At 61.1% G+C, this 23,787-nt stretch carries 18 protein-coding genes and 1 pseudogene; 11 read left to right on the top strand and 8 right to left on the bottom strand.

From position 1 onward, the window contains the following. The first annotated feature begins 14 nt into the window (after nucleotides 1-14). Together GXY01S_RS12545 and GXY01S_RS12540 are read left to right on the top strand one after the other, a co-directional pair. Nucleotides 15-272 (top strand): FitA-like ribbon-helix-helix domain-containing protein, encoded by a 258-nt coding sequence (locus GXY01S_RS12545; RefSeq protein ID WP_010518060.1) that lies wholly within the window; start codon nucleotides 15-17, stop codon nucleotides 270-272. Beyond that, entirely contained in the window at nucleotides 269-691 is a 423-nt protein-coding gene (locus GXY01S_RS12540; RefSeq protein WP_039732545.1) for a type II toxin-antitoxin system VapC family toxin, read from the top strand. Before GXY01S_RS12545 ends, GXY01S_RS12540 begins: the two co-directional genes overlap by 4 nt. Nucleotides 692-841: 150 nt before the next feature. Here GXY01S_RS12540 and GXY01S_RS12535 read toward each other — a convergent pair whose 3' ends face one another. The 3 genes from GXY01S_RS12535 to GXY01S_RS12525 all read right to left on the bottom strand — a co-directional run bounded on the left by GXY01S_RS12535 (nucleotide 842) and on the right by GXY01S_RS12525 (nucleotide 1,941). After that, nucleotides 842-1,174: a hypothetical protein gene (locus GXY01S_RS12535; protein ID WP_039732544.1), complete on the bottom strand. Its 333-nt coding sequence runs from the start codon at nucleotides 1,172-1,174 to the stop codon at nucleotides 842-844. A gap of 103 nt (nucleotides 1,175-1,277) precedes the next feature. Continuing rightward, nucleotides 1,278-1,517, bottom strand: a complete 240-nt coding sequence (locus tag GXY01S_RS12530) for a conjugal transfer protein TraD (protein WP_061275595.1) — start codon at nucleotides 1,515-1,517, stop codon at nucleotides 1,278-1,280. Nucleotides 1,518-1,581: 64 nt separating this feature from the next. Beyond that, the gene (locus GXY01S_RS12525) at nucleotides 1,582-1,941 is read right to left on the bottom strand and encodes a conjugal transfer protein TraD (RefSeq protein WP_174520965.1); all 360 of its coding nucleotides are present in this window, start codon (nucleotides 1,939-1,941) and stop codon (nucleotides 1,582-1,584) included. Between the two features lie 96 nt (nucleotides 1,942-2,037). Between GXY01S_RS12525 and traA the strand changes: the two genes are divergently transcribed. The 5 genes from traA to GXY01S_RS12490 all read left to right on the top strand — a co-directional run bounded on the left by traA (nucleotide 2,038) and on the right by GXY01S_RS12490 (nucleotide 7,746). Further along, nucleotides 2,038-5,415 (top strand): Ti-type conjugative transfer relaxase TraA, encoded by a 3,378-nt coding sequence (gene traA / locus GXY01S_RS12510; protein WP_082770866.1) that lies wholly within the window; start codon nucleotides 2,038-2,040, stop codon nucleotides 5,413-5,415. Between the two features lie 46 nt (nucleotides 5,416-5,461). Next, nucleotides 5,462-5,884: a putative toxin-antitoxin system toxin component, PIN family gene (locus tag GXY01S_RS12505; RefSeq protein ID WP_010517487.1), complete on the top strand. Its 423-nt coding sequence runs from the start codon at nucleotides 5,462-5,464 to the stop codon at nucleotides 5,882-5,884. Continuing rightward, on the top strand, nucleotides 5,881-6,144 hold the full coding sequence (locus tag GXY01S_RS12500) for a toxin-antitoxin system HicB family antitoxin (RefSeq protein WP_007396295.1): 264 nt from the start codon (nucleotides 5,881-5,883) through the stop codon (nucleotides 6,142-6,144). Before GXY01S_RS12505 ends, GXY01S_RS12500 begins: the two co-directional genes overlap by 4 nt. Before the next feature lie 25 nt (nucleotides 6,145-6,169). Continuing rightward, a complete protein-coding gene (locus tag GXY01S_RS12495) occupies nucleotides 6,170-6,838 on the top strand; it encodes a DUF6118 family protein (RefSeq protein ID WP_061275587.1) in 669 nt (222 codons plus the stop codon). 245 nt (nucleotides 6,839-7,083) lie between these two features. Then, nucleotides 7,084-7,746: a hypothetical protein gene (locus GXY01S_RS12490; RefSeq protein ID WP_061275585.1), complete on the top strand. Its 663-nt coding sequence runs from the start codon at nucleotides 7,084-7,086 to the stop codon at nucleotides 7,744-7,746. 42 nt (nucleotides 7,747-7,788) lie between these two features. On the opposite strand, the gene GXY01S_RS12485 is transcribed toward GXY01S_RS12490, so the two are convergent. Both GXY01S_RS12485 and GXY01S_RS12480 read right to left on the bottom strand, forming a co-directional pair. Continuing rightward, complete coding sequence (locus tag GXY01S_RS12485; RefSeq protein ID WP_061275583.1) at nucleotides 7,789-8,196, bottom strand: RrF2 family transcriptional regulator; 408 nt, start codon at nucleotides 8,194-8,196, stop codon at nucleotides 7,789-7,791. Further along, nucleotides 8,196-8,465: a hypothetical protein gene (locus GXY01S_RS12480; protein WP_039736220.1), complete on the bottom strand. Its 270-nt coding sequence runs from the start codon at nucleotides 8,463-8,465 to the stop codon at nucleotides 8,196-8,198. Before GXY01S_RS12480 ends, GXY01S_RS12485 begins: the two co-directional genes overlap by 1 nt. Nucleotides 8,466-9,073: 608 nt before the next feature. Between GXY01S_RS12480 and GXY01S_RS12475 the strand changes: the two genes are divergently transcribed. From GXY01S_RS12475 to GXY01S_RS19005, 4 genes are read left to right on the top strand one after another with little or no spacing between them, the layout of a single operon-like run. Then, nucleotides 9,074-9,757, top strand: coding sequence for an invasion associated locus B family protein (locus GXY01S_RS12475; RefSeq protein WP_061275581.1), 684 nt, complete (start codon nucleotides 9,074-9,076; stop codon nucleotides 9,755-9,757). A gap of 29 nt (nucleotides 9,758-9,786) precedes the next feature. Next, nucleotides 9,787-11,523, top strand: a complete 1,737-nt coding sequence (locus GXY01S_RS12470; protein WP_061275603.1) for a ShlB/FhaC/HecB family hemolysin secretion/activation protein — start codon at nucleotides 9,787-9,789, stop codon at nucleotides 11,521-11,523. Then, the gene (locus tag GXY01S_RS12465; protein WP_061275579.1) at nucleotides 11,520-21,563 is read left to right on the top strand and encodes a beta strand repeat-containing protein; all 10,044 of its coding nucleotides are present in this window, start codon (nucleotides 11,520-11,522) and stop codon (nucleotides 21,561-21,563) included. The genes GXY01S_RS12470 and GXY01S_RS12465 overlap by 4 nt, the downstream gene beginning before the upstream one ends. A gap of 9 nt (nucleotides 21,564-21,572) precedes the next feature. Continuing rightward, nucleotides 21,573-22,295 (top strand): hypothetical protein, encoded by a 723-nt coding sequence (locus GXY01S_RS19005; RefSeq protein WP_255210436.1) that lies wholly within the window; start codon nucleotides 21,573-21,575, stop codon nucleotides 22,293-22,295. A 396-nt stretch (nucleotides 22,296-22,691) separates the two neighbouring features. Here GXY01S_RS19005 and GXY01S_RS12455 read toward each other — a convergent pair whose 3' ends face one another. The 3 genes and pseudogenes from GXY01S_RS12455 to GXY01S_RS18765 all read right to left on the bottom strand — a co-directional run. Next, the gene (locus GXY01S_RS12455) at nucleotides 22,692-23,075 is read right to left on the bottom strand and encodes a hypothetical protein (protein WP_061275574.1); all 384 of its coding nucleotides are present in this window, start codon (nucleotides 23,073-23,075) and stop codon (nucleotides 22,692-22,694) included. Nucleotides 23,076-23,142: 67 nt separating this feature from the next. After that, nucleotides 23,143-23,538 (bottom strand): hypothetical protein, encoded by a 396-nt coding sequence (locus GXY01S_RS18230; RefSeq protein WP_146222791.1) that lies wholly within the window; start codon nucleotides 23,536-23,538, stop codon nucleotides 23,143-23,145. A 26-nt stretch (nucleotides 23,539-23,564) separates the two neighbouring features. Next, nucleotides 23,565-23,787 (bottom strand): annotated as a pseudogene (locus GXY01S_RS18765) (hypothetical protein); the annotation flags it as partial.

Here is a 23,787-nt window from a genome sequence, read left to right as displayed (position 1 = left end):
GCTGTCATTGCCTAATGGAGGTTCCCGTGGCCGTCATGACCATCCGCAATCTCGATGACAGTCTCAAGCACAGGCTTCGTCTGCGCGCAGCACAGCATGGGCGTTCCATGGAGGAAGAGGTGCGCGATATCCTGCGCTCGGCTCTTTCCGCTGAAGTCTCTCAGGGGGTAGATGCCGGTCAGGCCATTCACCAGCGTTTTGCCAGGCTGGGCGGGGTAGACCTGCCTGCCGTGTCCCGTGAGGCCATCAGGGACGTGGATTTCGGAGTGTGATCGTTCTCGACACCAACATCCTCTCCGAACTGATGCGCTCCGGGCCTGACGGGGCGGTGCTGGCCTGGATGTCCCGTCAATCCATGATGACCCTCTTCATCACGGCCATTACCCAGGCCGAGATCCTGTATGGGCTGGCACTGCTGCCGGAAGGACGACGACGGGATCTGCTGATCGCGGCCGCCCGTGCCATGTTCGAAGAGGATTTCTCCGGCCGTATCCTGCCTTTCGACGGAGAGGCAGCTCGTGTTTATGCTGAGATCGCCTCCCGACGCCGGCACGCCGGAGAACCCATCAGTCAGTTTGATGCACAGATCGCGGCCATCGCGCAGTCCCGTGGCGCATCCCTTGCGACACGGAATATACGCGATTTCCTCAACTGCGGTATCACCCTCATCAATCCGTGGGACGAGGCGTAGGGAGGGCGTCAATGGCGGCTTGAATCCGGGCCAGATCGGCGTCCAGAAGAGCAAGGACCTGATCGGCCGGGACTGCGGGTTTCATGCTGTTGCGTGCCTTGCGGATTGCATCCCTTTTGGCAGCCCGTTCGTCGGAAAGGTCCGTCATGGTCATGTCTTCATCGCCTCGTGTTTCGTGGCAGCGACAGGAGCAGAAATCCGCCATGCGTAATCGCAGACATTATCCAGTAATTCTTCTCGTTGTGTCTGACTGTAAGCCATAACGAAATCAGCGACGATTTTTTCTGGCACACCTTCCTGTAGAAGATTGGCAGCCGTTTCCGCTATTTCCAGATTGATCGCCTCATTGAGCAAGACCAGAGCGTCCGTATCGGTCACACGCTTTGCTGCCCGTGAAACAAACCGGGCATTCAGATTCCACATCCATTGATGGCGATTGATCTTATCAGAAAACCATTCTGGAGAAGGGTATTCTGGAGCCATTAGGTATCCTCTTGAAGTGTCTGTGGTGGTCAGTTTCCAGGCCGTAAAATTGTTCTGTGGCCGAGATTACAGTCTGTCCGTTTTGGATGATCGTGTTTTGTCGTCAGCCTTGTTCCCGGTCCCTGTCGAAGGCATGAAGCCCCGCGCGTCTCCAGCGCGTTTTCAGATCAACCGGAGTGGTATCATTGCTGCCCTGGAGCTGTCCTGCAATATCCAGAAAAGTCCCGAGCAGGGTGGCGCGGTCATCATCTGTCAGATCGACCAGTCCCGCCTTCTGGACCAGGCCGCCCAGTTCGATCAGATGATGAGTGCGTTCCCGTCGCGCCTTCGCCCAGTCGCGCATGTCGGTGCGTGCCTTTCGTGCCTGATGGCGATGGATCAGGGCTTCCTGCTTCCTGATCCGTCTTTCAAGCGCCAGAAGCTCCGTTCTGATCGTTTCCGGTTCCTTTCCGGCCGCCCTTTTTTGCGCCGGCCTGAAAGAACGCCGTCCCCCGTTCGGTCCACCTCGCAACGGCTTCGGGTTTGCCGTCCGCCTGTTCGACAGCCGCAAGCAGCACCCCGGCCAGCGCCTCGATCGACAGGGTATCGGCTCCCGTCGCCTCGACCAGTTCGCCGAGCTGGATGGTTCTTTGCGCCTTAAGCTGCTTCGCCTTTTCCTGAAGCGCCTTCAGTTCCGCATCAATGTCCCGTGGCTTGCGCATTTCCGGTCCCCTGTCCTGCTGATCTGTGCCATACTCTACCACACAGGCGAGAACCGCGTCACTCATCCAGACAAATCAACCCTTGTTGTGCAGTAAAATGTGAGTGCGCGCTTATACGTCACTTCGTGACGTGCGCTTAAGTGGTGTGATAGGATCGTGCTCATGGCGATCTATCACCTGCATGCAAAGGTTATCAGCCGCGCCACCGGCCGGAGCGCCGTGGCGGCGGCGGCCTATCGCGCGGCATCCCGCCTGCATGACGTGCGGCTGGATCGCGACCATGACTTTTCCAACAAGAGCAGCGTGGTGCATTCCGAGATCCTGCTGCCCGATGGCGCGCCAGAGCGATTTCTCGATCGTGCGACCCTATGGAACGAGGTCGAGGCGATCGAGAAGCGCAAGGATGCCCAGCTTGCCCGCGAGGTGGAGTTTTCAATCCCGCGCGAAATGACCCAGGCGCAGGGGATCGCGCTGGCACGGGATTTCGTGCGGGAGCAGTTTGTGGAACGCGGCATGGTGGCCGATCTCAATGTGCATTGGGATATCGGCGAGGATGGACAGGCGAAGCCCCATGCCCATGTGATGCTGTCTACACGACGGATCGAAGTCAGAACCGGGGAGGCTGTGCATGGAAGACGAGACGGAATCCCGCATCCTGAACGAGGCGGCAGGGGCGCATACGACATCACGCCGGATCCTGGACCTGATGGAGCAGAAAGGGGAGGACGATCCGCTCAAGCTCATGATCCGTCTATTGACGGAAATCAGGGAGACGCAGCGTGGCATCCTGCTGAAGCTCTCGACGCTGGAGAAGCGCTTGCAGCGGCTGGAAGAACAGCGCGACTGATTGCTGCGGCACGGTTGCGGCATGAAGGCCTGGGGCTGGCGCAGGATCAGCCTTCCATCGGGTTCGGTGCGAAAGAGCGTTCGTGGAATGACAGGGATCTGCTGCTGACGTGGCGGGAGCGGTGGGCGTCGCTCGCCAATGAACGGCTGGCCGAGCTGGACCTGGATGTGCGGATCGATCATCGGTCGTTTGCCGCACAGGGGATCGACCTTGAGCCGCAGAACAAGATCGGTCCAGCCGGGATGCGCCGGGAAGAGCGGGGCGAGGATGCACAGCGGGTTGCCGACCATCTGGAGATCGCGCGGCGCAATGGCGAAAGGTTGCTGGCCGAGCCGCATGTGGCGCTGGAGACGCTGACCCGACAGCAGAGCACATTCACCCGGCAGGACCTGGCGCGGTTCGTGGACCGGCACACGGCGGACGCAGAACAGTTCAGTGCTGTCATGGTTCGGGTGGAGGCATGTCCGGAGCTGGTCGCCCTTGGGAAAGACGGGCATGGGCGGGAGCGGTTCTCCACGCGCGCGATGATCGGGGTCGAGCAGCGTCTGGAAGAAGCGTCGCTCGCGATGGGGCAGTCCCAGGGGCATGCGGTGCCGCTGGCGGTGCGTCGGGCGGCGATGGCGCGGGACGGGCTTGGGGACGAGCAGGCGCTGGCGGTAGGCGAGGTCACGAAGTCCCGCGACCTGTCCGTGGTGGTCGGGTATGCCGGGACGGGGAAGAGCACCATGCTGGGTATCGCCCGCGCGGCATGGGAAGAGGCCGGGTATCGGGTGCGCGGGGCGGCGCTGTCGGGGATCGCGGCGGAAGGTCTGGAAGCGGGGTCCGGGATCGAAAGCCGGACGCTGGCCTCCCTGGAGCGGGCGTGGGCGCGTGGGTTCGACCGGCTGGAGCGCGGGGACGTGCTGGTGGTGGACGAGGCCGGCATGGTGGGGTCACGGCAGATGGAGCGGGTGCTGTCGGCCGCGCGCGGTGTTGGGGCCAAGGTGGTGCTGGTAGGTGATCCCGAGCAGTTGCAGGCGATCGAGGCTGGTGGCGCGTTCCGGGCGGTGGCCGAGCGGGTCGGGTCGGTAGAAATCACAGCCGTGCGCCGGCAGCGTGAAGGCTGGCAGCAGGCGGCCACGAAGGAGCTGGCGACGGGGCGGACGGGTGAGGCGCTGGGACGCTATGAGGCGGCCGACCTGGTGCGCGGGCATGACACGCTGGAAGAGGCGCGGGCCGGGGTGGTGGCCGGGTGGGATGAAGCCCGTCAGGCCGCGCCAGAGGAAAGCCAGATCATGCTGGCGCACCGGCGTGTCGATGTGCGGGCGCTGAACGAGGCGGCGCGGGAGATCCGGCGGGACGCGGGTGAGCTGGGTGACGATGTGCTGGTGCCGACCGCCCAGGGCGAGCGGGTGTTCGCGGACGGGGAGCGTGTCTACTTCCTGCGCAATGACCGGGCGCTGGGGGTGAAGAACGGCACGCTGGGCACGGTGCGGGTCATCACGGGGTCGGTCGAGGCCGGGGATCTCGTGCTGTCGGTGCAGCTCGACGGGCCGGGTGGGACCGGGCGTGGCCGGGTCGTATCCGTGTCGGTGGCGGATTATGACGCGCTGGATCATGGCTATGCGGCCACCATCCACAAATCGCAGGGTGTGACGGTGGACCGGGCGCATGTGCTGGCGACGGGGAGCATGGACCGGCACGGGGCGTATGTGGCGCTGTCACGGCACCGGGAGAGCGTGTCCGTTCATTGGGGCCGGGATGATGTGGGCGACCTTGACGGGCTGGTGAAGCGGTTGTCGCGCGAGCGGCTGAAGGACACCACGCTGGATTACCCGCATGTCCGGGATCGGGATGCCGGGTTTGCGCGTCGGCGCGGGCTGCATGTCCCCGAGAGCGAGATCGTGGTGGGGCGCAGCGAGACGGCCTCTGGCCCCCAGAAGGACAGGCAGGCCGAAGCTGTCCATACGCCAGATCCGGCACCGGCGCAGCGGAAACGCGGGATGTTCGACGGGCTGGACCTGTCCGTGCGGGGGCGTGGCCAGACGGCGGAAAAAGACGTGTCGGCCGGGGTGGATGCCGGGGCCGGGAAGGGGGAAAGTGGGGTTGAGCGTGAGGCTCCCGCCTCTCCCTTTGCCGGGTTGCGGCTGCCGCGCGTGCAGCGCGCGCAGGTGCCGGCCGGACTGGGCGGGTTTGTGCCGGGTGGTGATCCGCTCCACCAGGCGGTGGAGCAGTATGCGCGGGCGGTGCGGGACATCGGGCGCATGGTGGAGCAGGACCTACCGGTGCTGGAGCACCAGAAGAAGGCATGGCTTGACGCCAGCACGGCCCTGGAACGGCTACGGCCCGGGGCGGTGATCGCTCTGGAAACCGCCGTGAAGCATGAGCCGGAGATCCGGCAGGCCCTGTACGGGCTGGAAGGGCCGGCACGGGCGCGCAGGCTGGTCGAGGGGCTGGAACACGAGGACAAGGTGCGGCATTCCCCCGAGTTGCGGGCGGCGCGGTTCGTGAAGGCGTGGGACGGGCTGAGCCGCGAGCAGCAGGGTGTGGCGCTCAGGGAGCTGAAGCGGGACGCGCAGCTTGAGTCCCTCCTGCGGCGGAAGGGGCACGAACTGGGCGTCCGGAAGGGATCGACGCTCGATCATGGATTGCAGCCGCAGCGCACGCGCTCGCTGTCGCGCTCCAGGGGGCGGGATATGGATATGGGGATGTAGGAGATTTTGATTTACGTTAAGCAGTGACGTCATATATGATGTCACTATGCGCGTTGTTCTTGATACGGATGTTGTTCTTTCGGGATTCATGTCACCGGACGGAGCGTCCCGGCAGCTTTTGCTGGGGGCCTTGGATAGGAATTTCAGTCTGCTGCTCTCCACGACCCTCCTGGTCGAATACGAGGCGGTGTTGCGTCGTTCTGAAAACCTTTTCCGAATGGGCGTTCAGGGGGATGAAGTTCTGGAGGTTCTTGATGGACTTGCAGGGTGCTGCGTGCCGGTTTCTTTTGATTACAGGTGGCGACCGACAGGTGCGCATGGTGATGATGAACTTGTGGTTGAGACAGCGATCAACGGGAATGCGGATGCGATTGCCACGTTCAATCTGAAAGACATGCAGCGGGCTGTATCACGGTTCGGTATTCCAGCAGTGCGGCCAGGTGTTCTTTTGCGAAGGATGAGAGGATGAGTAGCAGTAAAATCCAGCTTCGGCTTCCGGAAGATATGCGGGAAGCCGCAACGCGTCAGGCGGCGCTTTCAGGTGTCAGCATGAACCTTTTTGTTGCGACGGCTGTCGCGGCCCGTCTGGGTGGGCAGGCAGAAGCGGAACGGTATTTTTCCGCACGGGCGACACGGACCACGCCTGCTCGTGCCAAAGCTCTTCTGGAGCGGATCGGAACAAAGGGGCAGATCAGGGACGATGATCGTCTGGACGTGCCGGAAAACTGAATCTGAATGAGGGGATGTTTCCATCATGAGCGAGACAGACCCGGCGGCGCGCGCCTTTGAGGATCTGTGCGCCGAAATGACGGTGCTCCGGCGCAGCGTGGAAGCGCTGCCCCAGGCATGGCGGGACAACCGGCCGCCAGACTACACACCGGACCTGGCCAGACTGGTGAAAGCCCTGAATGAAGTGGGCGCGCGCATGAAGGCGATCGAGGCCAGTCCGATGCTGAAGATGACGCCGCAGGCCTATGGGCAGGGGGTACGCCAGGCAGGGCTTTCTGTCAGTCAGGACATGCAGGCTGCCTTTCATACCGCGATCCGTGCGGTGCAGGTGGAGCGGCAGCAGCTGACCGACATTGTCGGGCAGGCGCGCACCCAGGACCGTCAGAACTGGTGGGTGCTGAAGGTCGGGCTGGCCTGTCTGGCTGTCGGGATCGGGTTCTCGCCTATCCTGACCTATCTCCTGCCGTCATCACTGGGGACGCGCGTGGCCTCCTTTATCGTGGGCGGACAGGATCGGTGGGAATCCGGTGCGTTGATGATGGAGGCCGACAATCCCGAAAGCCTGCGGCATATGGTCCGGGCCAACCGGCTTGTGGATGCCAGTCAGGACCGGATCGCCGCCTGCCAGAAAAGGGCCAACGAGACGAAGGTGGACCAGCCCTGTGTCCTGACCATCCGACCCGATGGGTCGTAGGACGAACGTGGCCCTGACAACCGTATTGGACAGACCAACCGTTTTGCGACCTGACGGTCTTCTCGACTACGACCCATAGACATACCGAGGACTGACATTACGCCTACCCATAAAGACCTGATCTGTCGGGCAATCGTTCATGACCGGACCAGAGAAGATCAGGCTGGCAGGGGAAGGCGCTGCCCTGAAATGGTCAAACTGTCTCGCCACATTGTTGCCATCGTGTATTTACAAAAGGCTCCCGTATGAGGTCACACCTTTTCGCCTTGGCTGTTATCCCGGCAATCTTCCTGTCGGGCTGTAATGATCCCAAGGAAGCCAATGACGCCAATTTCACAAAGGCGATCAATGAGCATCTGGCAAAGAAGTGCATTATCGTCGGGGACGATATGGGCTTTGACGGTGATTTCCCGGCGACCATAGATCCAGAGGTTGCCCCACCCAATGCCGATGAAGCATTCCGGCAGGATGTGGACCGACGCAATCAGCAGGCAATCCACCCCTTTGACGTGCTGGTAGATACCGGGCTTCTAAAGCGCGAGGACACGACGAAAGAAGTGGACACCTGGGGCAAAAAGGAAACCGTGCCGGAAAAGATATATTCCCTCACGGACAAGGGGAAAGCGGCGCTTGTGAAGCATCGGGCTTTCTGTGCCGGGCATCAGCAGGTCGTATCCATCAAGCATTTCTCTGAACCCGGTAATGTGCCCTTTGGCGGGGGCAAGATGTCGGAAGCCGTGTTTACCACCAAGGCGGTCGATGTGCCGGACTGGGCGAAAAACCAGGCCGTTCAAGACGCATGGCCCTCCCTGAAAAGGGATCTCGACCCCGATCATGAACAACGTGCCGATCTGATCCAGACGAATAAAGGATGGATCGAAGCGCACGACTTCGACAGCAACCGATAAGACGTCAGGACGTAGCGGCCACATGCCGGCCGCTGCGTCCTGTCAGGACAGGAGATCATGCACGCTCATGCCGTTCAGGACGGCCATGAAAGCATCGGTTGCCTGTCTGGTCAGGTGACGGAGACGGCAGGTATCTGCCAGGATGCAGGGTCTGCCCTGAAGTGGCGCACAGCCGGTCATGACCTCACCTTCGGTTTCCATGAGGCGGATGACATGCTCGACATTGATGTCTTTCGGGGACCGGGCCAGCCTGACGCCACCATTCCGGCCCCGGGTTCCCACCAGGATACCATGATGGCACAGGTCGTTGACGACCTTCACAAGATGGTTGTGGGAGACATTGTGCCGCTCGGCGATGTGCCGGACCGTCATGCGGTTTTGTGTGTGTCCGTGGCGGGCCAGATGGATCAGTACGCGAAAGGCGTAGTCGGTACGCAGGGTAAGGTGCATCAGCCAGGTCGCGTGGCAGTCGGGCTGATCGGTCCGGAAGACATGAAAAGGGCTCCTGGACCATAATCCGAGGAGGCCAGGGTTTCGAGCTGGTTGCTGACACGCATCCAGAATGCGGCATCATCCTCAAGGCCAGCCTCGACGCACCGGCCAATGTGATGGCGCGCCCGTTCCCTGGCGCCCGGCAGCCCGTATTCGCGCAGGAAGGCCACCATCATGGCGTCCGTATCCATGATTTCATGGGTCGGCCTGTTCTGTGTAACCGTCATGCATTCCTCCCTTTCTCACGCCTGTCCTGTGACGACAGCCGGGGAAGGACGAATGACAGGCATGCGCCTCCTACCCGCCCTGGCGTCGGGCGGGTGATAACGTGTTTGCATGAGGCATAGCCACGCCCTGCCTATTTCCACAACGATGAACAGATCTCCCCGTTCACCGCTGGACATAGGTCCGGGTGTTGTATTTGGCAGGCCACCTGACAAGGAGGCCGCCTCAGTGCAAAAGGCGTTATCACGCGCCTGTTTCAGGATATCACAGCCCGCCTGGCGACACTACCCGTCTGCTGTGCCGACGTGGGTGCCGGGGGTCGTGGTTCGGGGGCATGGCTCTCCACGGAGCCGTTTGCGCGTCTCCCGGGTACCATGGCGTTTTGGTATTTATGTAAATAACTGTTATTCTGTATAATAATACGGAACGGATGCCAGCCGATCTCCCTGATTATATCAGGGGAATTTGGTATAAAATGTATGAAACAGGCCATTATTCAGTCGCAAGTTGAATGAATTCTTCTGTTGCTGCCTTCCATGTCAAACTGTATCCATGAATGACGAAATATGTCGTTTTCAGGGCGACGTTCCATTCAATACAGGACCGACCGGTGATCGCCGGTCAGGCTGACCGTTCGGAGGTACTGATGCAGTTCAGGGCCGTGGCTTGTGCTTTTCTTTTTTCTGCGGCCCTGACGGGCGTATCCCATGCTGCGGGAACGGCAGCGGTCCCGGCCCCGTCTGCCGCGCCATCGCCCGCGAAAGGGGCACCTGCTTCTCCGCAGGCCCCGGCCCAGCCTTCGCCGATCACCACGCAGCAGACTTTTGACGCCTGGCAGGCCAACTGCACCTACGCGCCCGCGACACGCGCGGCTTCGCTGTGCGTGGCGGCCCAGCAGCTGAGCATGCAGCAGCAGGGCAAGGCCGTGCCACTGGGCATGGTGATCGTCGCCCGGGCCGCGACCGACAGGGTGGCGATTACCGCGCGCCCCTACGAGCTGAGCGTCATGACCCCGCTGGGCTTCGACCTCACGAAGCCTGCCACCCTGTCGATGGATAACGGCAAGCCGGTCAGCCTGCCCTATCTGGTGTGCAACGCATCGGGCTGCCTGTCGACGCTGCAGGCGACGCCCGCCATGATTGCGGCACTGAAGGCGGGCAAGACCGGCCACATCCGCGTCAGCCGCGTGCCCGCGCAGGGCGGCGGCACGGTCACGATCAATTACGACATGAGCCATTTCTCCGACGCCTTTGGCGCAATCGAGACCTGGTCCAGCCAGAAAGCGCCTGCCTGAAGCCGGCGGCATAATCCGGAATGCGCGTGATGCGCTGGCAGTTTGGGGCGGCGGCGGCCATGATGGCGCTGCCCGGTGTGGCCATGGCCCAGGTGCCGGGCCTGCCCGGCGGCGTGATGCCGGCGGGGCCGGGCTCGTCGCAGGACCAGTTCCAGCGCTTCGAGCAGCACCAGGAGCAGCTTGACGCGCTGCCGCCACCGTCAAACGACATTCAGGTCCAGAAGCCGTCTGCCCTGCCACAGGCATCAAAAACCTGTGTTACGGTGCATGACATCACGGTCGAAGGCGCGCAGCACCTGTCGCGCGCTTTGAGCGATGCGATCACCGGTCCCCATGTCGGCACCTGCATGTCGGTGCGCGATCTCAACGGACTGATCAACGCGCTCAATGCCGCCTATATCCGCCAGGGTTTCATCACCTCGCGGGCCTACCTGCCCGAGCAGAAGCTCTCCAGCGGGCACCTGCGGATTGTGGTGATCGAAGGGAAACTGGCGGGTATCCAGTTACAGGGCCGCCCGGCCCGGCTGGCGACCGTCATGGCCTTCCCCGGGCTGCACGGGAAGATCCTCAACCTGCGGGACCTGGAACAGGGGATCGAGGACATGAACCGGCTGAGCCACTGGGGCGCGCGCGTGCGCATCGCCCCCGGCGGCAGGGCAGGTGCGTCCACCGTGGTGGTCACCGCGCCAAAGCGTGGCGTGCTGCACGGCCAGGTCTGGTTCGACAATTACGGCCAGCAGATTACCGGGCAGGAGACGGGCCATGCCATGCTCACGGCGGAAAACCCGCTGGGGCTGCTGGACCTGTGGTCGGTGGAATATGACCACTCGCTTGTTGGCCACGCCGGGCAGCGGGGCACGTCCTACCTGTCGGTCAACGGGTCGATCCCGTTCGGCTACTGGACCGTGTTCGGGTCATGGTGGCGCTCGCAGGACGACTATCCCCTGCTGGCCCTGACCGATGTCTACCACCTGGGCGGCAGCCGTCGTGACTGGCGCCTTGGCATCTCGCGCGTGCTGCTGCGCAACCGCATCGGCGTGACCACCTTCCAGGCCAGCTACGAGCGCAAGTCGTTCGGCTCGGAGATCAACCATACGGTGATCGACACCGAGACGGCGCGGCAGGCTTTCGTCAACGTGCAGGTCAGTGAATCGCTCAAGGGCTGGGGCGGGGTGTGGTACATCACCGGCGGCCTCAAGGTCGCGGTGGATGGCGCGGGCACGTGGTCGAACTTCACCCGTCCCGGCTGGCAGGACCCGCATTCCTCCTACCTCAAGCCCTCGCTGGATATCGACGGCTACAAGCCGCTTGCGCGCGGCGTGTTGTGGCACACCACGCTGCATGGCGAATACAGCACGCGCGACCAGTTCCCCACCAATGAACTGCAGGCCGGTGGCCCGTATACCGTGCGCGGCTTCCTCGAGCAGGTCCTGCTGGGCAATGACGGCGGCTACATGCGCAACGACTTCTCGTGGCAGCTGCCCACGAAGGGCCTGAAGTGCGGGAAGTTCGCCTTCATCTGCCGCCACGTCATCGAGGGCACCCAGTTTTATGCCGCCCTTGATGTCGGCGTCGTGCGCGCGGGCTTTGCCTCGTCCTCGACGCCGCCCGCGCTGCGGGGTGGCGAGATGGCGGGCGGCGGCCTGGGGCTGCGCAAGACCACGGGGCCGTTCTTCTGGAACGTCTCCCTGACCCACTCCATGTATACCGGCCCGCTTCCCTCGGAAGGGCTGATCCCGCTGTTTCAGGTTGGAGCGAAGATATGATGAAGACGCCCCGCAGGGTTGCCGCACCCGATATCATTCCGGGTCCGTCACGTCTTCAGCGCTGCGTGCATGTCCTTGCCGCCGCCTCCCTGTTCCTGGCCTCGACCGTGTCCGCCGCATCCGCCCAGCAGGCGGAGCCGCAGATCGTGGTCGATCCCCATGCCGGCGGCCCCGAGCCGACGCTGGACAAGACCCAGAACGGCATCGACCAGGTCAATATCGCCACCCCCAACGCGGCGGGCGTGTCGCATAATGACTTCATCCAGTATGGCGTGCCCGAAAGCGGCGTGATCCTGAACAACGCCACCACGGCGACCGAGACGAAGATCGGGGGCGTGGTGTATGGCAACACCAATCTTGACGGCCATGCCGCCAGCCTGATCCTCAACGAGGTGACCGGCAACCTGCCGACACAGATGCTGGGCTATACGGAAGTGGCGGGGCACCAGGCCTCGGTGGTGGTGGCCAACCCCAACGGCATCACCTGTGCGGGATGCGGGTTCATCAACACCGCCCATGTGACCCTTGCCACCGGCACGCCGGAGATGGATGCCAGCGGCAACCTGAAGGATATCGTCGTCCGGGGCGGCACCATCACCTTCGAGGGGAAGGGCGGGGACTTCACCACCGTGCCGGTGCTCGACATCCTGTCGCGCTCGGTGACGCTCAAGGCGCAGGTCAATGCGGAGACGGCCACTATCGTGGCCGGGCGCAACCGGGTCGATTACGGCACCAACACGGCCCATCCGCTGGCGTCCGACGGCACGGCCGCCCCGGAATTCGCGATTGATACGGCGGCCCTTGGCGGGATGTACGCCAACCGGATCTACATGGTGGTCAACGAGGCCGGCGCCGGCGTGCGTGTTGACGGCACCATGGCGGCCAATGCCGGGGACATGACGCTGACCGATGCCGGCGACCTTGTGCTCAACGGTTCCATGGCGGCTTCGGGCAACCTGCAGGCGCAGGTGGGCGGGCAGGTCAGCAACGCGGGGACGCTGCAGTCAGGTGGCGGGATGCAGCTGGCGGCAGGCGGCGCCCTGAATAACAGCGGGACCATTGGCGGCGGTACGACCCTGGCCGCCCGGGCGGCTGCGATCGGCAATAGCGGGACGGTGACGGCCGGGGCTGGCGCGCTGTCGCTTTCTGCGACCGGTGCGCTCGATAACAGTGGTGGCATCGGCGCATCCGGTGGCGCCCTGTCCGCCCGGGCAGGGTCGCTTGCCAATACCGGTACGATCGCAGCCCGGACGGGTCTGACGCTCGCCAGCGGCAGCACGCTGTCCAATGCCGGTGGCCAGATATCGAGCACGACCGGGCTGGCCTCGATTGCCGCCGTGGGGGCGCTGGATAATACGGGCGGGAAGATCCTCGACCAGTCGGGTGACATGACGCTGTCAGCGCAGGGCGTCACCAATAATGGCGGGGCCATCCAGGCAGGTGGCAGCCTGACTGCTGCACTGGCCAGCTATACATCCGACACCACGGCTTCGCTGACGGCGCAGCAGGCCCTTGCCGTCACCGCCACGGGGGCGGTCGATAACGAAGGCACGCTGGGTGGCGGCACGGGCGTGACCGTGACGGCGGACCACATCGCCAACGGGGCATCCGCCCTGCTGGTTGCCACCGCGGGCAACCTTACCCTCAACGCGGCGGGGACTGGTGGTCTGGCCAATACGGGGATCATAAAATCCCAGTCGGCATCGGGCAGCCTGACGATCGACGCCGCCACGCTGGCCAACAGTGACAGCATCCTTGCCGCCGGCACGCTTGGCGTGCGCACGGCGGGTAAGGTGACCAATACGGGTACATTATATGGGGCAGGCGGCCTGAGCCTTGCGGCGGGTGGCGCCCTGTCCAACAGGGGCGGACAGCTTGGCAGTGATACGGGCGTGGTGCAGCTTGCCGCCGCCAGCCTCGACAATACCGGGGGCAAAATCATCGCGACGGGTGGTGGCCTGAACATCGATGCCGCCAGTGTCGCCAACAATAACGGCTGGCTGCAGGCAGCCGCCCTCATGTCCATCGTGACGACCGCGCTCGACAATACTGGCGGGACAGTGCTGGGCGGGACATCCGTCACCCTTGCACGCGATGCGACGGGTGCGGCCCTTGACTACCTGACGAACGCATCGGGCCTGGTCGAGGCCAGCAATGACCTCACGATCAGCGCGGTGAGCGTTGACAATACATCCGGTGGCCTGGTCGGGAAAACCGGTTCTGTTGCCATCACCGATAACGGGTCGGGGCAGGGGCTGTTCACCAATACGGATGGCGCGGTCCAGGCGGGTGGCGCGCTGACGCTTGCGACCGGCCAGTATGCCAGCGACACATCGGCTGCCCTTCAGGCAGGAACCGCGCTTGACCTGTCGGTCACGGGGGCGGCCGATAACGAAGGGGCGATCACGGCAGGTGACGGGCTAAGCCTTTCGGCGGCCAGCCTGGTCAATGGCGCGCAGGGCACCATTGGCGCCCTTGCCGGTGACACGACGATTACCGTCCATGGGAATGCGGCATCGCCCGCCCTGTCCAACGCTGGCGCCATCGAGGACGCGGATGCCGCCGGTATCCTGAAGGTTGATGCGACGTCGCTTGCCAACACGGGTACGATCATCTCGCAGGGGAACCAGAGCGTCGACGCCGACGGCCTCATGCTCAATGGCGGTGAGATTGCTTCCCTCGGGGGAAGTAGCGCGCTTGTGGCGACCGACCTGACCAATAGCGGCCTGATCGCAACTGCGGCAGGGCTTGACGTGTCCACGACGGATGACCTGATCAATACCGGCACGCTGTATGGCGCGACCGGACTGACGCTTGGGTCAGGGGGCACAACGTCCAATCAGGGCGGGACCATCGGCACGGGGGCTGCGGGCGCGCTGGCCATGACGGCGGCACAGGTCGCCAATGACAATGGCACGATCCAGGCCGGCACCAGCCTCGCGCTTTCCACCGCAGGTCTCGATAACGAAGCCGGCACGATCCTCGCGGGAGGCGCCATCGGGATCCGCAATGGCGATGCCACGACGCCGCTGACCGCCCTTGATAACCGCGGCGGCGCGGTGCAGGCGGGTGGCAACCTGACCATTGCGGCGGCCAGCCTCGCCAACACTGCCGGCACCCTGGTCAGCGTGGGCGGCAACGTCACGCTCTCCGCAGGGGCTCCCGCCACATTGATGGCGACACTGGACAACTCGTCGGGCGGCATCATCCAGGCGGCCGGGAGTGTCTCGGTCGCGGCCGAGACGATCGGCAATGACAATGGCCGCATCCTCGCACTCGATGGCAACATCGCGCTGGATGCCGACAGCGCACCCGCATCCGCCCTGGCCTTCTCGAACGCCGGTGGCGCGGTCAAGGCGGCCGGAAACCTGTCGCTGGTGACGGGGACCTGGTCCGATGATGCCACGGGCGTCATGAGTGCCGGGCAGGACCTGTCCGTGGTGGCGGCGGGCGACATGGGTGTTGCGGGCACGCTGGTGGGCGGGCAGGGGCTGGGCCTTACGGCCGCTGGCCTGACGACCGCCTCCAGCGGGTTGGTGGCGACCGAAAACGGCGTGCTCGCCCTCGTCCTGACCGGAACGGGCAGCGGTGATGGCCTGTCCAATGTCGGGCGGATCGAGGCCGAAGGCCGTGGCGCCACCCTTGATGTCACGACGCAGGCGGCCCTGGCCAATGGTGGCACGCTCGTCTCGCAGGGGGATGTCACCCTTGCGGCGCAGGGCGTGACCAATAGCGGCGAGATCGGTGCGCTGGCTGGCCTGGTGGACCTCAACGCGGCCTCCCTTGCCAATACCGGGACGCTGGTGGCGTCCGACCAGATGAACGCGACCCTGTCCGGCTCCGTGTCGAATTCCGGCCTGGTCTACGGCACGCAGGGCGTGACACTGAAGAGTGGCGGCGCGATCGACGATACCGATGGACGGATCGGGGGCAATGGCGCGGTCGCCCTTTCGGGGGCCAGCCTGACCAACACATCCGGCGCGGTCATCTCGGGTGCGGGCACCGTGAGCGTCACCACGACCGGCGCGGTGGGCAATGAAGGCGGTGCGATCCAGGGTGCGGGCAATGTCGTGCTGGCGGCGGCGTCGCTCGATAACACCAGCGCCGGCCGGATCGTCAGCACCGGCGGCACGCTGGATGTCCGCAATGCAGGCGGCGGTGCGATGGCGCAGCTTGCCAATGATGGCGGCGCGCTTCAGGCGGGCCAGGATATCACGCTGGTTGCCGACAGCCTGACCAACGGGTCGGGCGGCCTGGTCAACGCGGCCGATGGCAGCCTGCTGGTCTCCGCCGGCGGCACGCAGGCTGCCGCCAGCATCAATAACGCGGGCGGCACGCTGCAGTCATGGGGCGACCTGACCCTGGTGGCGGGCGGGCTGGACAATGACGGCGGCAGCGTGATCGAACGCACCGGCCAGAATACCCTGTCGCTTGCAAATGCCGGCGGCGGCGCCATGACCGGGTTCAGCGATACGGACGGCGTGGTGCAGGCGGCGGGCAATCTCTCGCTTGATGCGACCTCGCTCGGTGGTGCTGCGCAGCTGGTCGCGGGGAACGCGCTGGCCGTGACGCTCACGGGGGACCTCGACAGTGGCATGCTGTTCCAGTCCGGTGGCGATACGCTGCTGCGGGTCGGGGGCGACTATACGGCCGAGGCCGGTGGCGGCGTGCTGGCCGGGGGCAATGCCACCATCACGGCGGCATCGGTCACCAATAACGGCGCCCTGATGGCCGAAGGCGGCGTCCTGGACGTCTCCTCGGGCGGAGCAATCACCAATACCGGCCTCATTGATGGTGTGGCCGGTGTGGCCCTGGACCTGCCCGGCACCCTGACCAACCAGCTCGGGGCCATCCTTTCGGATAACGGGTCGATCGGGATCGGCAATGGCGCCAGCGGGGCGGCCACCGCCGTGTTCAACCGTTCCGGCGAAATTGTTGCTGACAGCGCCAGCGGGGATGTCCTGATCAACGCTGGCACGGTCACCAATGATGTCCTGGGTGGGGTGACGGTTGTCGCCAGTACCGTTCTGTGGAGCCATAGTTATGGCGGCGGCAGCAATGTCGATATTCCCGTGCCGGCAGGCCTGCTGGACACGGCGACCGGCGTGCAGGGCACGGGTCAGCTTGTCGGCCACTCCAACGGGGGCACGATCTATGTCGAGGAGGAAGGGGGAAAGGCGACCCTCAATAATGCCGCCTCCCTGATCTCGGCCGGGCGTGATGTCGACATCACCACGACGGGTGGCATCGTCAATGACGCCAGCCATATCGCGGCGGGGCGCGACATCAACCTCAGCGGGGGCAGCCTCGACAATATCGGCTACGCCGTCCAGCACGCCTTTTACGTTACGTGCAAGAATTACTGGGGGTGCACCTGGAGCAGCCAGTCCGATCCAGCTTTCACCGGGGCTGCTACATATGCTCATCATGTCCATCATTTTCTGGGTATAGGTAGCCATTGGGATCCGGCGCCGCAGCCCAAGGAAAAATGGGGTTCGAGCGAGACCTATTACGGCCCGACCGGCACCATCGTCGCAAAAGACAATATCACGGGCACCTTCACGGGCACGATCAACAACCAGACGGAAATCGCCAATGCGAGTTCCAGTGAATATACAAGCTATACCGGCGAGACGCCGGGCGGCCTGTCTCCGGTGGCCGCTGCTTCGTCTGCGTCCGGGGTTGCGGCTGACGCCGCTCTGAACGGCGGGGCGACGGCGGCCCTGGCGGATGTGAGCACCGGGGTCGCGGGGGCGGCCGGTACGCGGAGCGGTGCGGGGGCGCCCGCCACGGCGGGTGGCACCCTGGCCTATCAGGGGGTCGAGACCGCGCAGGTGAAGGCGTCGGCGACGGCCCAGGAAGCCGCGATGACGCTGCCAGGATTTGCCACCAGCAGCGACCCGACCATCCCGGCGGTGATCTCGGCCATTCCCGGCGGCAGCGCGCTGTTCATCGCCGATCCGGACCCCAGCGCGCATTACCTGATCGAGACCAACCCGAAATACGCGACCTTCAGCGGCTTCTACGGCTCGCAGTACCTGGTCAACCGGCTGGGCGACAACACGGCGGATTACGAATTCCTGGGGGATTCGTATTTCGATACCGAGTTCATCCAGCAGCAGATCGTGGCGTCGACGGGCCAGACTTTCCTTGGCAGCAGCTACGAGACGGCCAACGAGCAGATGGAACTGCTGCTCAACAACGCGGTCTCGGAATCCAACGCGCTTGACCTGACCTTTGGCGCAGCGCTGACGGCCAGCCAGCAGGCGGCGCTGACGCAGAACATTGTCTGGTATGTGCCCGAGACGGTGGACGGGCGCAGTGTGCTGGCGCCGAAGCTGTATCTGGCGCCGGGCCAGGCGACGCTTACGGACGGGGCGGAGATCTCGGCGACCAACGTGTCGCTGACCGGCTCGAGCATCAACAATACCGGCACGATCAACGCCAGCAACGCGCTGTCGCTGACCGCGACCAGCGGGGATATCGTGAATGCGGGCGGGACGCTGTCGGGCGGCAGCGTGGCGCTGGCGGCGCTGAACGGCTCGGTCGTCAACGAGGACCAGCTCAATACCTTCATGGTCGATGGCGGGAAGGCGCAGTCGCTGGGCGCGCAGGGTACCATCACCTCGGGGGGCGATGCCCAGATCTATGCGGCGAAGGACATTACGTTTGATGGCGGGTCGCTCAGCGCGCTGGGCGATACCACGCTTGTGGCAGGGCAGGGGATCACGCTGGGTTCGGTTGCGGCGAGTGCGTCGCAGGACATCGAGCAGCATGATTACAGCCACCGCGCGGCCGAGACGGAGAATTTCGGAGCGTCGATCAGCACGGGCGGGAACCTGACGGCGGCCGCCCTCGGCGGCGACCTCACCCTGGCGGGCGCCACGGTCGCGGCCGGGAAGTCGGCCACGCTGATGGCGACGGGCAACGTGAACCTCAACGCGGTCACCGACAGCCAGTCCTCCTATACCCGCACCGTCGAGCACGGCTTCCTCAACAAGACCACCACGACCTCGAGCGAGAGTTCCACCGACCAGGTCGGCAGCACGGTGGCGGCCAATGACAACGTCACCATGGTCTCGGGCAGGGACATGTCCGTGGCGGGTACGGTTGCAGGCGGCGGCAATGTCACGCTCCAGGCCGGTGGAAAAGTCACGGAAAACGCCCTGAAGGATACGGCCAATGCCTTCTATGAGCAGAAATCGTCCGGGCTGTTCCTTGGCACCAGCGGGGCTTCTGCCAAGATTGGTTTTGGCAAGACGACCGATACCGACAGCTATTCCCAGACCAGCTGGACCCCCAGCGAGATCGCGTCGACCGGGGGCAACCTGAGCATCACGGCAAACGGGCCGGTCACGATCAACGGATCCGACCTCGGGGCGGCGAAGGATGCGACGGTCACAGGATCGTCGGTGTCGTTCAATGCGCTTGAGGATGTCGCCACCCAGACCCAGACGCACAAGTCGCTGTTCATCGGGCAGACGACCGGCCTCGATCCGAACTCCGTCGTGGGGCAGATGGTGGATATTGCCCTGTCAGCCTCCCAGGCGAGTGGCAAGGATAGCGGGCGTCTCGCCGGGCTGGACGGTGCAGCGGCGGCGGGCATGGGCGCCCAGGTCGGTCTGGAGGCGTCAAAACAGGTCAAGTCCGTTTCCAGCCTGTTCGAGAAAGGCGACACCGCCAAGGGCAATATCGACCTGATTGCGGTGCAGTCGAATATCGGCTTTGACCTCGAGAAGTCGAGCACGACGCTGACGACGGGCACGGTGCAGGGTTCGACGGCGGCGGCGGGCAATACGCTGGCCGTAACCGCGACAGGCGGCGTGCCGACCGACAGCCAGTCGGGCAATATCGTGGCGACGGCGTCCCAGCTTTCGGGCCAGGACGTGAGCCTGACGGCACCGGGCGCGGTCACGCTGCAGGCGGGGTATGACACGACGCACGAGGTCGCCAGTTCGAAGTCGATCTCGGCCAGCGTGGGGGCCTCGGCCAGCATCGGCACGAAGGGGGCCGGGGTCAGCATCGAGGGGCAGTTCGGCTTCTCGAAGACCAACACCAATGCCGCGTCCAGCACGGCGGTGGACAGCACGGTCAGCGGCACGGACACCGTCACCATTGCCAACGCGACCGGCACGACAACCCTGAACGGGGCGGAGATCAGCGGGAAATCGATTGATGTCGCCAGCAAAGACCTGACCATCACCACGGCACAGGATACGTCGAACTATAATTCGAAGACCACGGGTGTGGACGCCAGTTTCTCGGTTCCGGTCTGGGGCGCGGGGGACATCGGGGGCAGCGCGAGTTTCAGTCACACGACCGTCAAGGACAGCTATGCCTCGACCGAGGCGACGCAGTCCGGGCTGTATGCGGGCAGCGGCGGTCTTGATGTCACGGCGAGTGGCACGACGACCCTGAACGGGGGGGTGATCGAAAGCACGGCGGCAGCCGCGCTCAACCAGCTCTCCACGGGCACGCTGGTGGCCAATGACATCGCCAACCATGCCGACGCCACGGCGAAGACGATGGGCTACCAGGCCAACGTCATGAATCCCGAAGGGGCTACGGGCGGTGGCACGGGCGGGACGATGACGGCGATTGGCGCGGGCATGGCGGCCAATGCCGGTGGCCTGCTGGGGGCCGCGACCCGTAAGGATGCCAGTTCGGTCACGCAGTCGGCCATCGGGTCGAACGTGCAGATCGCAGCCGGCAGCACCAGTGGCGACCTCTCCCGCTCGCCCTCCACGTCCAGCCATCCGCTGACCAACAGCTTTGACGCCCAGCAGATGCAGAACGACCTGCAGATCCAGCAGGTCGGATCGCAGGTCGTGGGACAGGTCGGGGGAATGGTTTCGGATGCACTGGATGACGCTCATGTTGCCGGGTTTGGAACGAAAGACGTTTCAAATGCCTGGGGACGCATTGGCATCGAGACAGCGGGCAATGCGCTGATAGCGGGTCTTGCTGGAGGAAATATCGGCTCGGTGGCTGCCAGCACGGCGGCGGGTGACGTCGCCACGATTGCTACGCGCCAGTGGGCTGACTCCATTGCCCGGTCCATGACGGATGATGCAGACGGCCAGCGTGTGATCGAGAATGTGCTGAGCAACGTCATTGGAGCAGGCGTGGGCGCAGCGGCCGGCGCGGCTTCCGGTGGCGATACGACAGTCAATGCCCTCAGCGGGGCCGGATACGCTTCAGCTATTCAGCAGTACAATGAAGGTCATGAACCGGAAGGTAATTTAGAAGAAAACTCTTCTTCGAATAAGAACAGTGAAACTTCCGAAGAAGGAAAGGAGACTTCTGTATACGTGTCGGCATCTATGCCTGATGAAAGGATAATAGACCCACGTTCCGAACCCTATAAGCCAGGATACACTTCTGCTGGTCTAAAAGATAATGACGGAAACTTCGTATATATAGATAACGACACACGCGTTAAGTATGTGTTCAATGATGACGGTACGCGCCAGCCGGCTAACTTTCGAGGCAGCGTCGAGGATGGAGCAACTGGTGATTCTTCTTCCGCCTTAATTAAAGCGACAGAACTCGGGAGAGAGTTGACAGACGGGAAAGTTTTGGAAGGACAAAAACAAACCCAGATAGCGGTTAATAATAAAAATGGAGAAGATGCAGAACAGGAAGTAATTGTCGAGTTAAATAAACAAGGGATGTCGGTAACTCGTCATGTTTCTTACAAAAGTGATTCTAATGTTCGTTGTGTCGCAGACTGTACCATTGTTCGTGGGGCCTCTAACCAAATCGTGAAAGTTCCATCAGGATTTGTTGCTCAGGATATTAATAGAAATCCGTTACTGGATTCATCAGGGAAGCCCGTTAGTACCGTGACATTAAGCGCAGCAGGACAATTAGTGATTGAGGTGAAAACAGGTGGATCGCCCCTTAGCGAAAGACAAAAAGCAGTGTATCCAGAGATCGAGAAGGGTAACGCGACTGCCGTTGGGAAAAGGCGAGCGCTAGAAGCAGGATTACTGAACTTGAAACCCCAGATCCCAGTAGTCGTATTTCACAAACCGTGAGGAATAAAAATGGCGACGTTAAAAGGCGAAGTTCTTGCGTTATGTAAAGAGATCGCTAATAAATTTGAGAATTGGGAATTTTCATCAGAGCAATTCAAAAATAAATCGTTAAAACATACGACTCTTATAGTGGGGCCTGGACTTGGATTCCGTCGAGTAGGATCTCGCGGCGAAGTTACTGTTTTTCCTGGTGTTTATTTAAATAACAAAAAAACAATGTTGCTGTGCAAGAAAATATTAGGTCGTCAAATTTATACATCTTCAGTATTTTTTGAAGAAATTAGATGCGAACTCAATATGCTTCCAGAGTTTGCGGAATATACACCATGCTTTATTCAGGACAGAGCTGGCTTTATACGCGATGGCGGGTCTGATGAACTATATTGGAGAGATATTTTTGAACTTCCAAGTGTTATTGAGAGAGTTCTTATGCAAGGAATTTCTTTTTTTGATGAGCATTATAATTTTTCAAGTGAGAAAAATATGTTGGAGTTCTTGCCAGCAAAATACAAGGTATCTTCGTCTGGTGGTTACCGGGAATATGAACAAAGCCAAGGCGTTATGCTATGTATAATTCGTTGTATTCTGGGAGATTTTGAATTTGTAAAGCAATATAGAAGTGATGAATACAAGACTGTATTTCCAAAAATGACCGAAGATCTGGACAAAATCATAGCGTACCTTCCTCAGATGGAAAAAACATGGCGAGAAAAAGGTTACGTTTCGGTCTGAAGTTGCTTTTGACATAACGTAACGGTGTTGATTTTTACTGAGAATTGGGTTCTTCCGCAAAGTGGGGTCGGTACATAGAACGGGCACAGATATAGGGACTGTCAGGAATTTCGTGTTTAGGCGTTTGATTACAAAAGGAGAAGCAGTTCTACCGGAAGTGTCCTCTTTGTGGTGTATGGACCATCTCTTTGATAGGCAGGTTTGACGTAGAAAGCCGTCGCGCATCGCTATCTCTGATAATGGCATTTAGTGGGAGTAGGATGTCGGCTTACGCCTACAAACCGGCCATTCATAGATACCCTTCAGTTGCGGAAAACGGACGCATGTAATTTTAATTATGAAATAAATAATAAAATAACATAATATTCAAAAATAAATATTTATCAAAATAAATACCTAAGATTCTTCATCAATGCTATCTGTCTTTCCCTTTACGACACCCCCAAAGTAGAAAGCCATTATAGTAGATACCAAAGTCACAAGGTAATTCGGAACATCATTTGGGGATTTAAATAGTATCAATATAACCAAAGAAAAAACAAGAATAATGGCAATAATTCCGCTAATTACTCCAACCCAATCAATTTTACACTTCTTGCCAATGTTTTTTGTGGCAGCCTGTAGCTGCTGAATGAGCTGGCTTTCCGAATCAGCGTATCCTTGATGCTGCTTAGTTAAGACAACCCATACGACCAATGGCTCGGCACTAGGATCACTGCCCTCAACACTAAATTCGATTTGCGCTACAGACCCATTCAAAAAATCGTCCTTGCTGAGCATTTTATGATTAATGCTTCTAGGCTTCGATTTTTTGGCATAATTGATAAAACTTTTGGGAGAGTTTCGGTTAATAAACAATGTTAATTCCAGACCGCATTAGATACTCGTCTACCCTATTCCCAACATCAACTATCTTCGCGAAATTAACGTCTGCAATATTGACACGCAGATCATTCGCAGATTTCGGCATAGGCAAGGTAGCTCTATGCCCGTCTACTGAAACCAGAGTTATGCTTTTTATAACTGCAGGCCCATAATAAACGGTATATTCTTCAGAAAATGCATTTCGGTCTGGGTGAGATGTAGCCCAACCTTCATTAAAAGCTCTAAGAGATTCAAATTCAGCACGTTTTATATACAGATTTAGATCTTTTTTATAAGAAAATACCCCATGCTCGTCGTTGACCACCCAGTCATCTTGACTCGATGTGGCTAAGATATTTTCCAATTCTGAGAAATTCATAACTATATGGCTTTCTAGTAAATATATTACATTCTTTTTTCTATTATAAAATAGAACATTAAAAATACAAGAAAATTTCTCAATTGCAGAGTGCGGACTGTCTGCTCTCCCCCCATTTTTCCCATTCGAATTAGATCCATATCAAACAGACTATAGTCATATTGGGACAGACCGGAGTCACGGTGTATCAAGGGTTGCATGGTGGTTTTTCCGGGAGGGTTCAAATGGGACAGCGTGCGGTCATCTATT

Origin of the sequence: Komagataeibacter xylinus NBRC 15237 (assembly GCF_001571345.1) — a bacterium.
GTDB classification, from domain to species: domain Bacteria; phylum Pseudomonadota; class Alphaproteobacteria; order Acetobacterales; family Acetobacteraceae; genus Komagataeibacter; species Komagataeibacter xylinus.
The sequence above is the reverse complement of the archived record's forward strand: the minus strand, read 5'-3'. Positions and strand labels throughout refer to the sequence as shown.

Bases quoted from the DNA above. Each gene is read 5' to 3' on its own strand.
- GXY01S_RS12545 (WP_010518060.1), top strand. From the start codon at position 15: ATGGAGGTTCCCGTGGCCGTCATGACCATCCGCAATCTCGATGACAGT.
- GXY01S_RS12535 (WP_039732544.1), bottom strand. From the start codon at position 1,174: ATGGCTCCAGAATACCCTTCTCCAGAATGGTTTTCTGATAAGATCAAT.
- GXY01S_RS12530 (WP_061275595.1), bottom strand. From the start codon at position 1,517: ATGCGCGACTGGGCGAAGGCGCGACGGGAACGCACTCATCATCTGATC.
- GXY01S_RS12525 (WP_174520965.1), bottom strand. From the start codon at position 1,941: ATGAGTGACGCGGTTCTCGCCTGTGTGGTAGAGTATGGCACAGATCAG.
- traA (WP_082770866.1), top strand. From the start codon at position 2,038: ATGGCGATCTATCACCTGCATGCAAAGGTTATCAGCCGCGCCACCGGC.
- GXY01S_RS12505 (WP_010517487.1), top strand. From the start codon at position 5,462: ATGCGCGTTGTTCTTGATACGGATGTTGTTCTTTCGGGATTCATGTCA.
- GXY01S_RS12500 (WP_007396295.1), top strand. From the start codon at position 5,881: ATGAGTAGCAGTAAAATCCAGCTTCGGCTTCCGGAAGATATGCGGGAA.
- GXY01S_RS12495 (WP_061275587.1), top strand. From the start codon at position 6,170: ATGAGCGAGACAGACCCGGCGGCGCGCGCCTTTGAGGATCTGTGCGCC.
- GXY01S_RS12490 (WP_061275585.1), top strand. From the start codon at position 7,084: ATGAGGTCACACCTTTTCGCCTTGGCTGTTATCCCGGCAATCTTCCTG.
- GXY01S_RS12485 (WP_061275583.1), bottom strand. From the start codon at position 8,196: ATGCACCTTACCCTGCGTACCGACTACGCCTTTCGCGTACTGATCCAT.
- GXY01S_RS12480 (WP_039736220.1), bottom strand. From the start codon at position 8,465: ATGACGGTTACACAGAACAGGCCGACCCATGAAATCATGGATACGGAC.
- GXY01S_RS12470 (WP_061275603.1), top strand. From the start codon at position 9,787: ATGCGCTGGCAGTTTGGGGCGGCGGCGGCCATGATGGCGCTGCCCGGT.
- GXY01S_RS12465 (WP_061275579.1), top strand. From the start codon at position 11,520: ATGATGAAGACGCCCCGCAGGGTTGCCGCACCCGATATCATTCCGGGT.
- GXY01S_RS19005 (WP_255210436.1), top strand. From the start codon at position 21,573: ATGGCGACGTTAAAAGGCGAAGTTCTTGCGTTATGTAAAGAGATCGCT.
- GXY01S_RS12455 (WP_061275574.1), bottom strand. From the start codon at position 23,075: ATGCTCAGCAAGGACGATTTTTTGAATGGGTCTGTAGCGCAAATCGAA.
- GXY01S_RS18230 (WP_146222791.1), bottom strand. From the start codon at position 23,538: ATGAATTTCTCAGAATTGGAAAATATCTTAGCCACATCGAGTCAAGAT.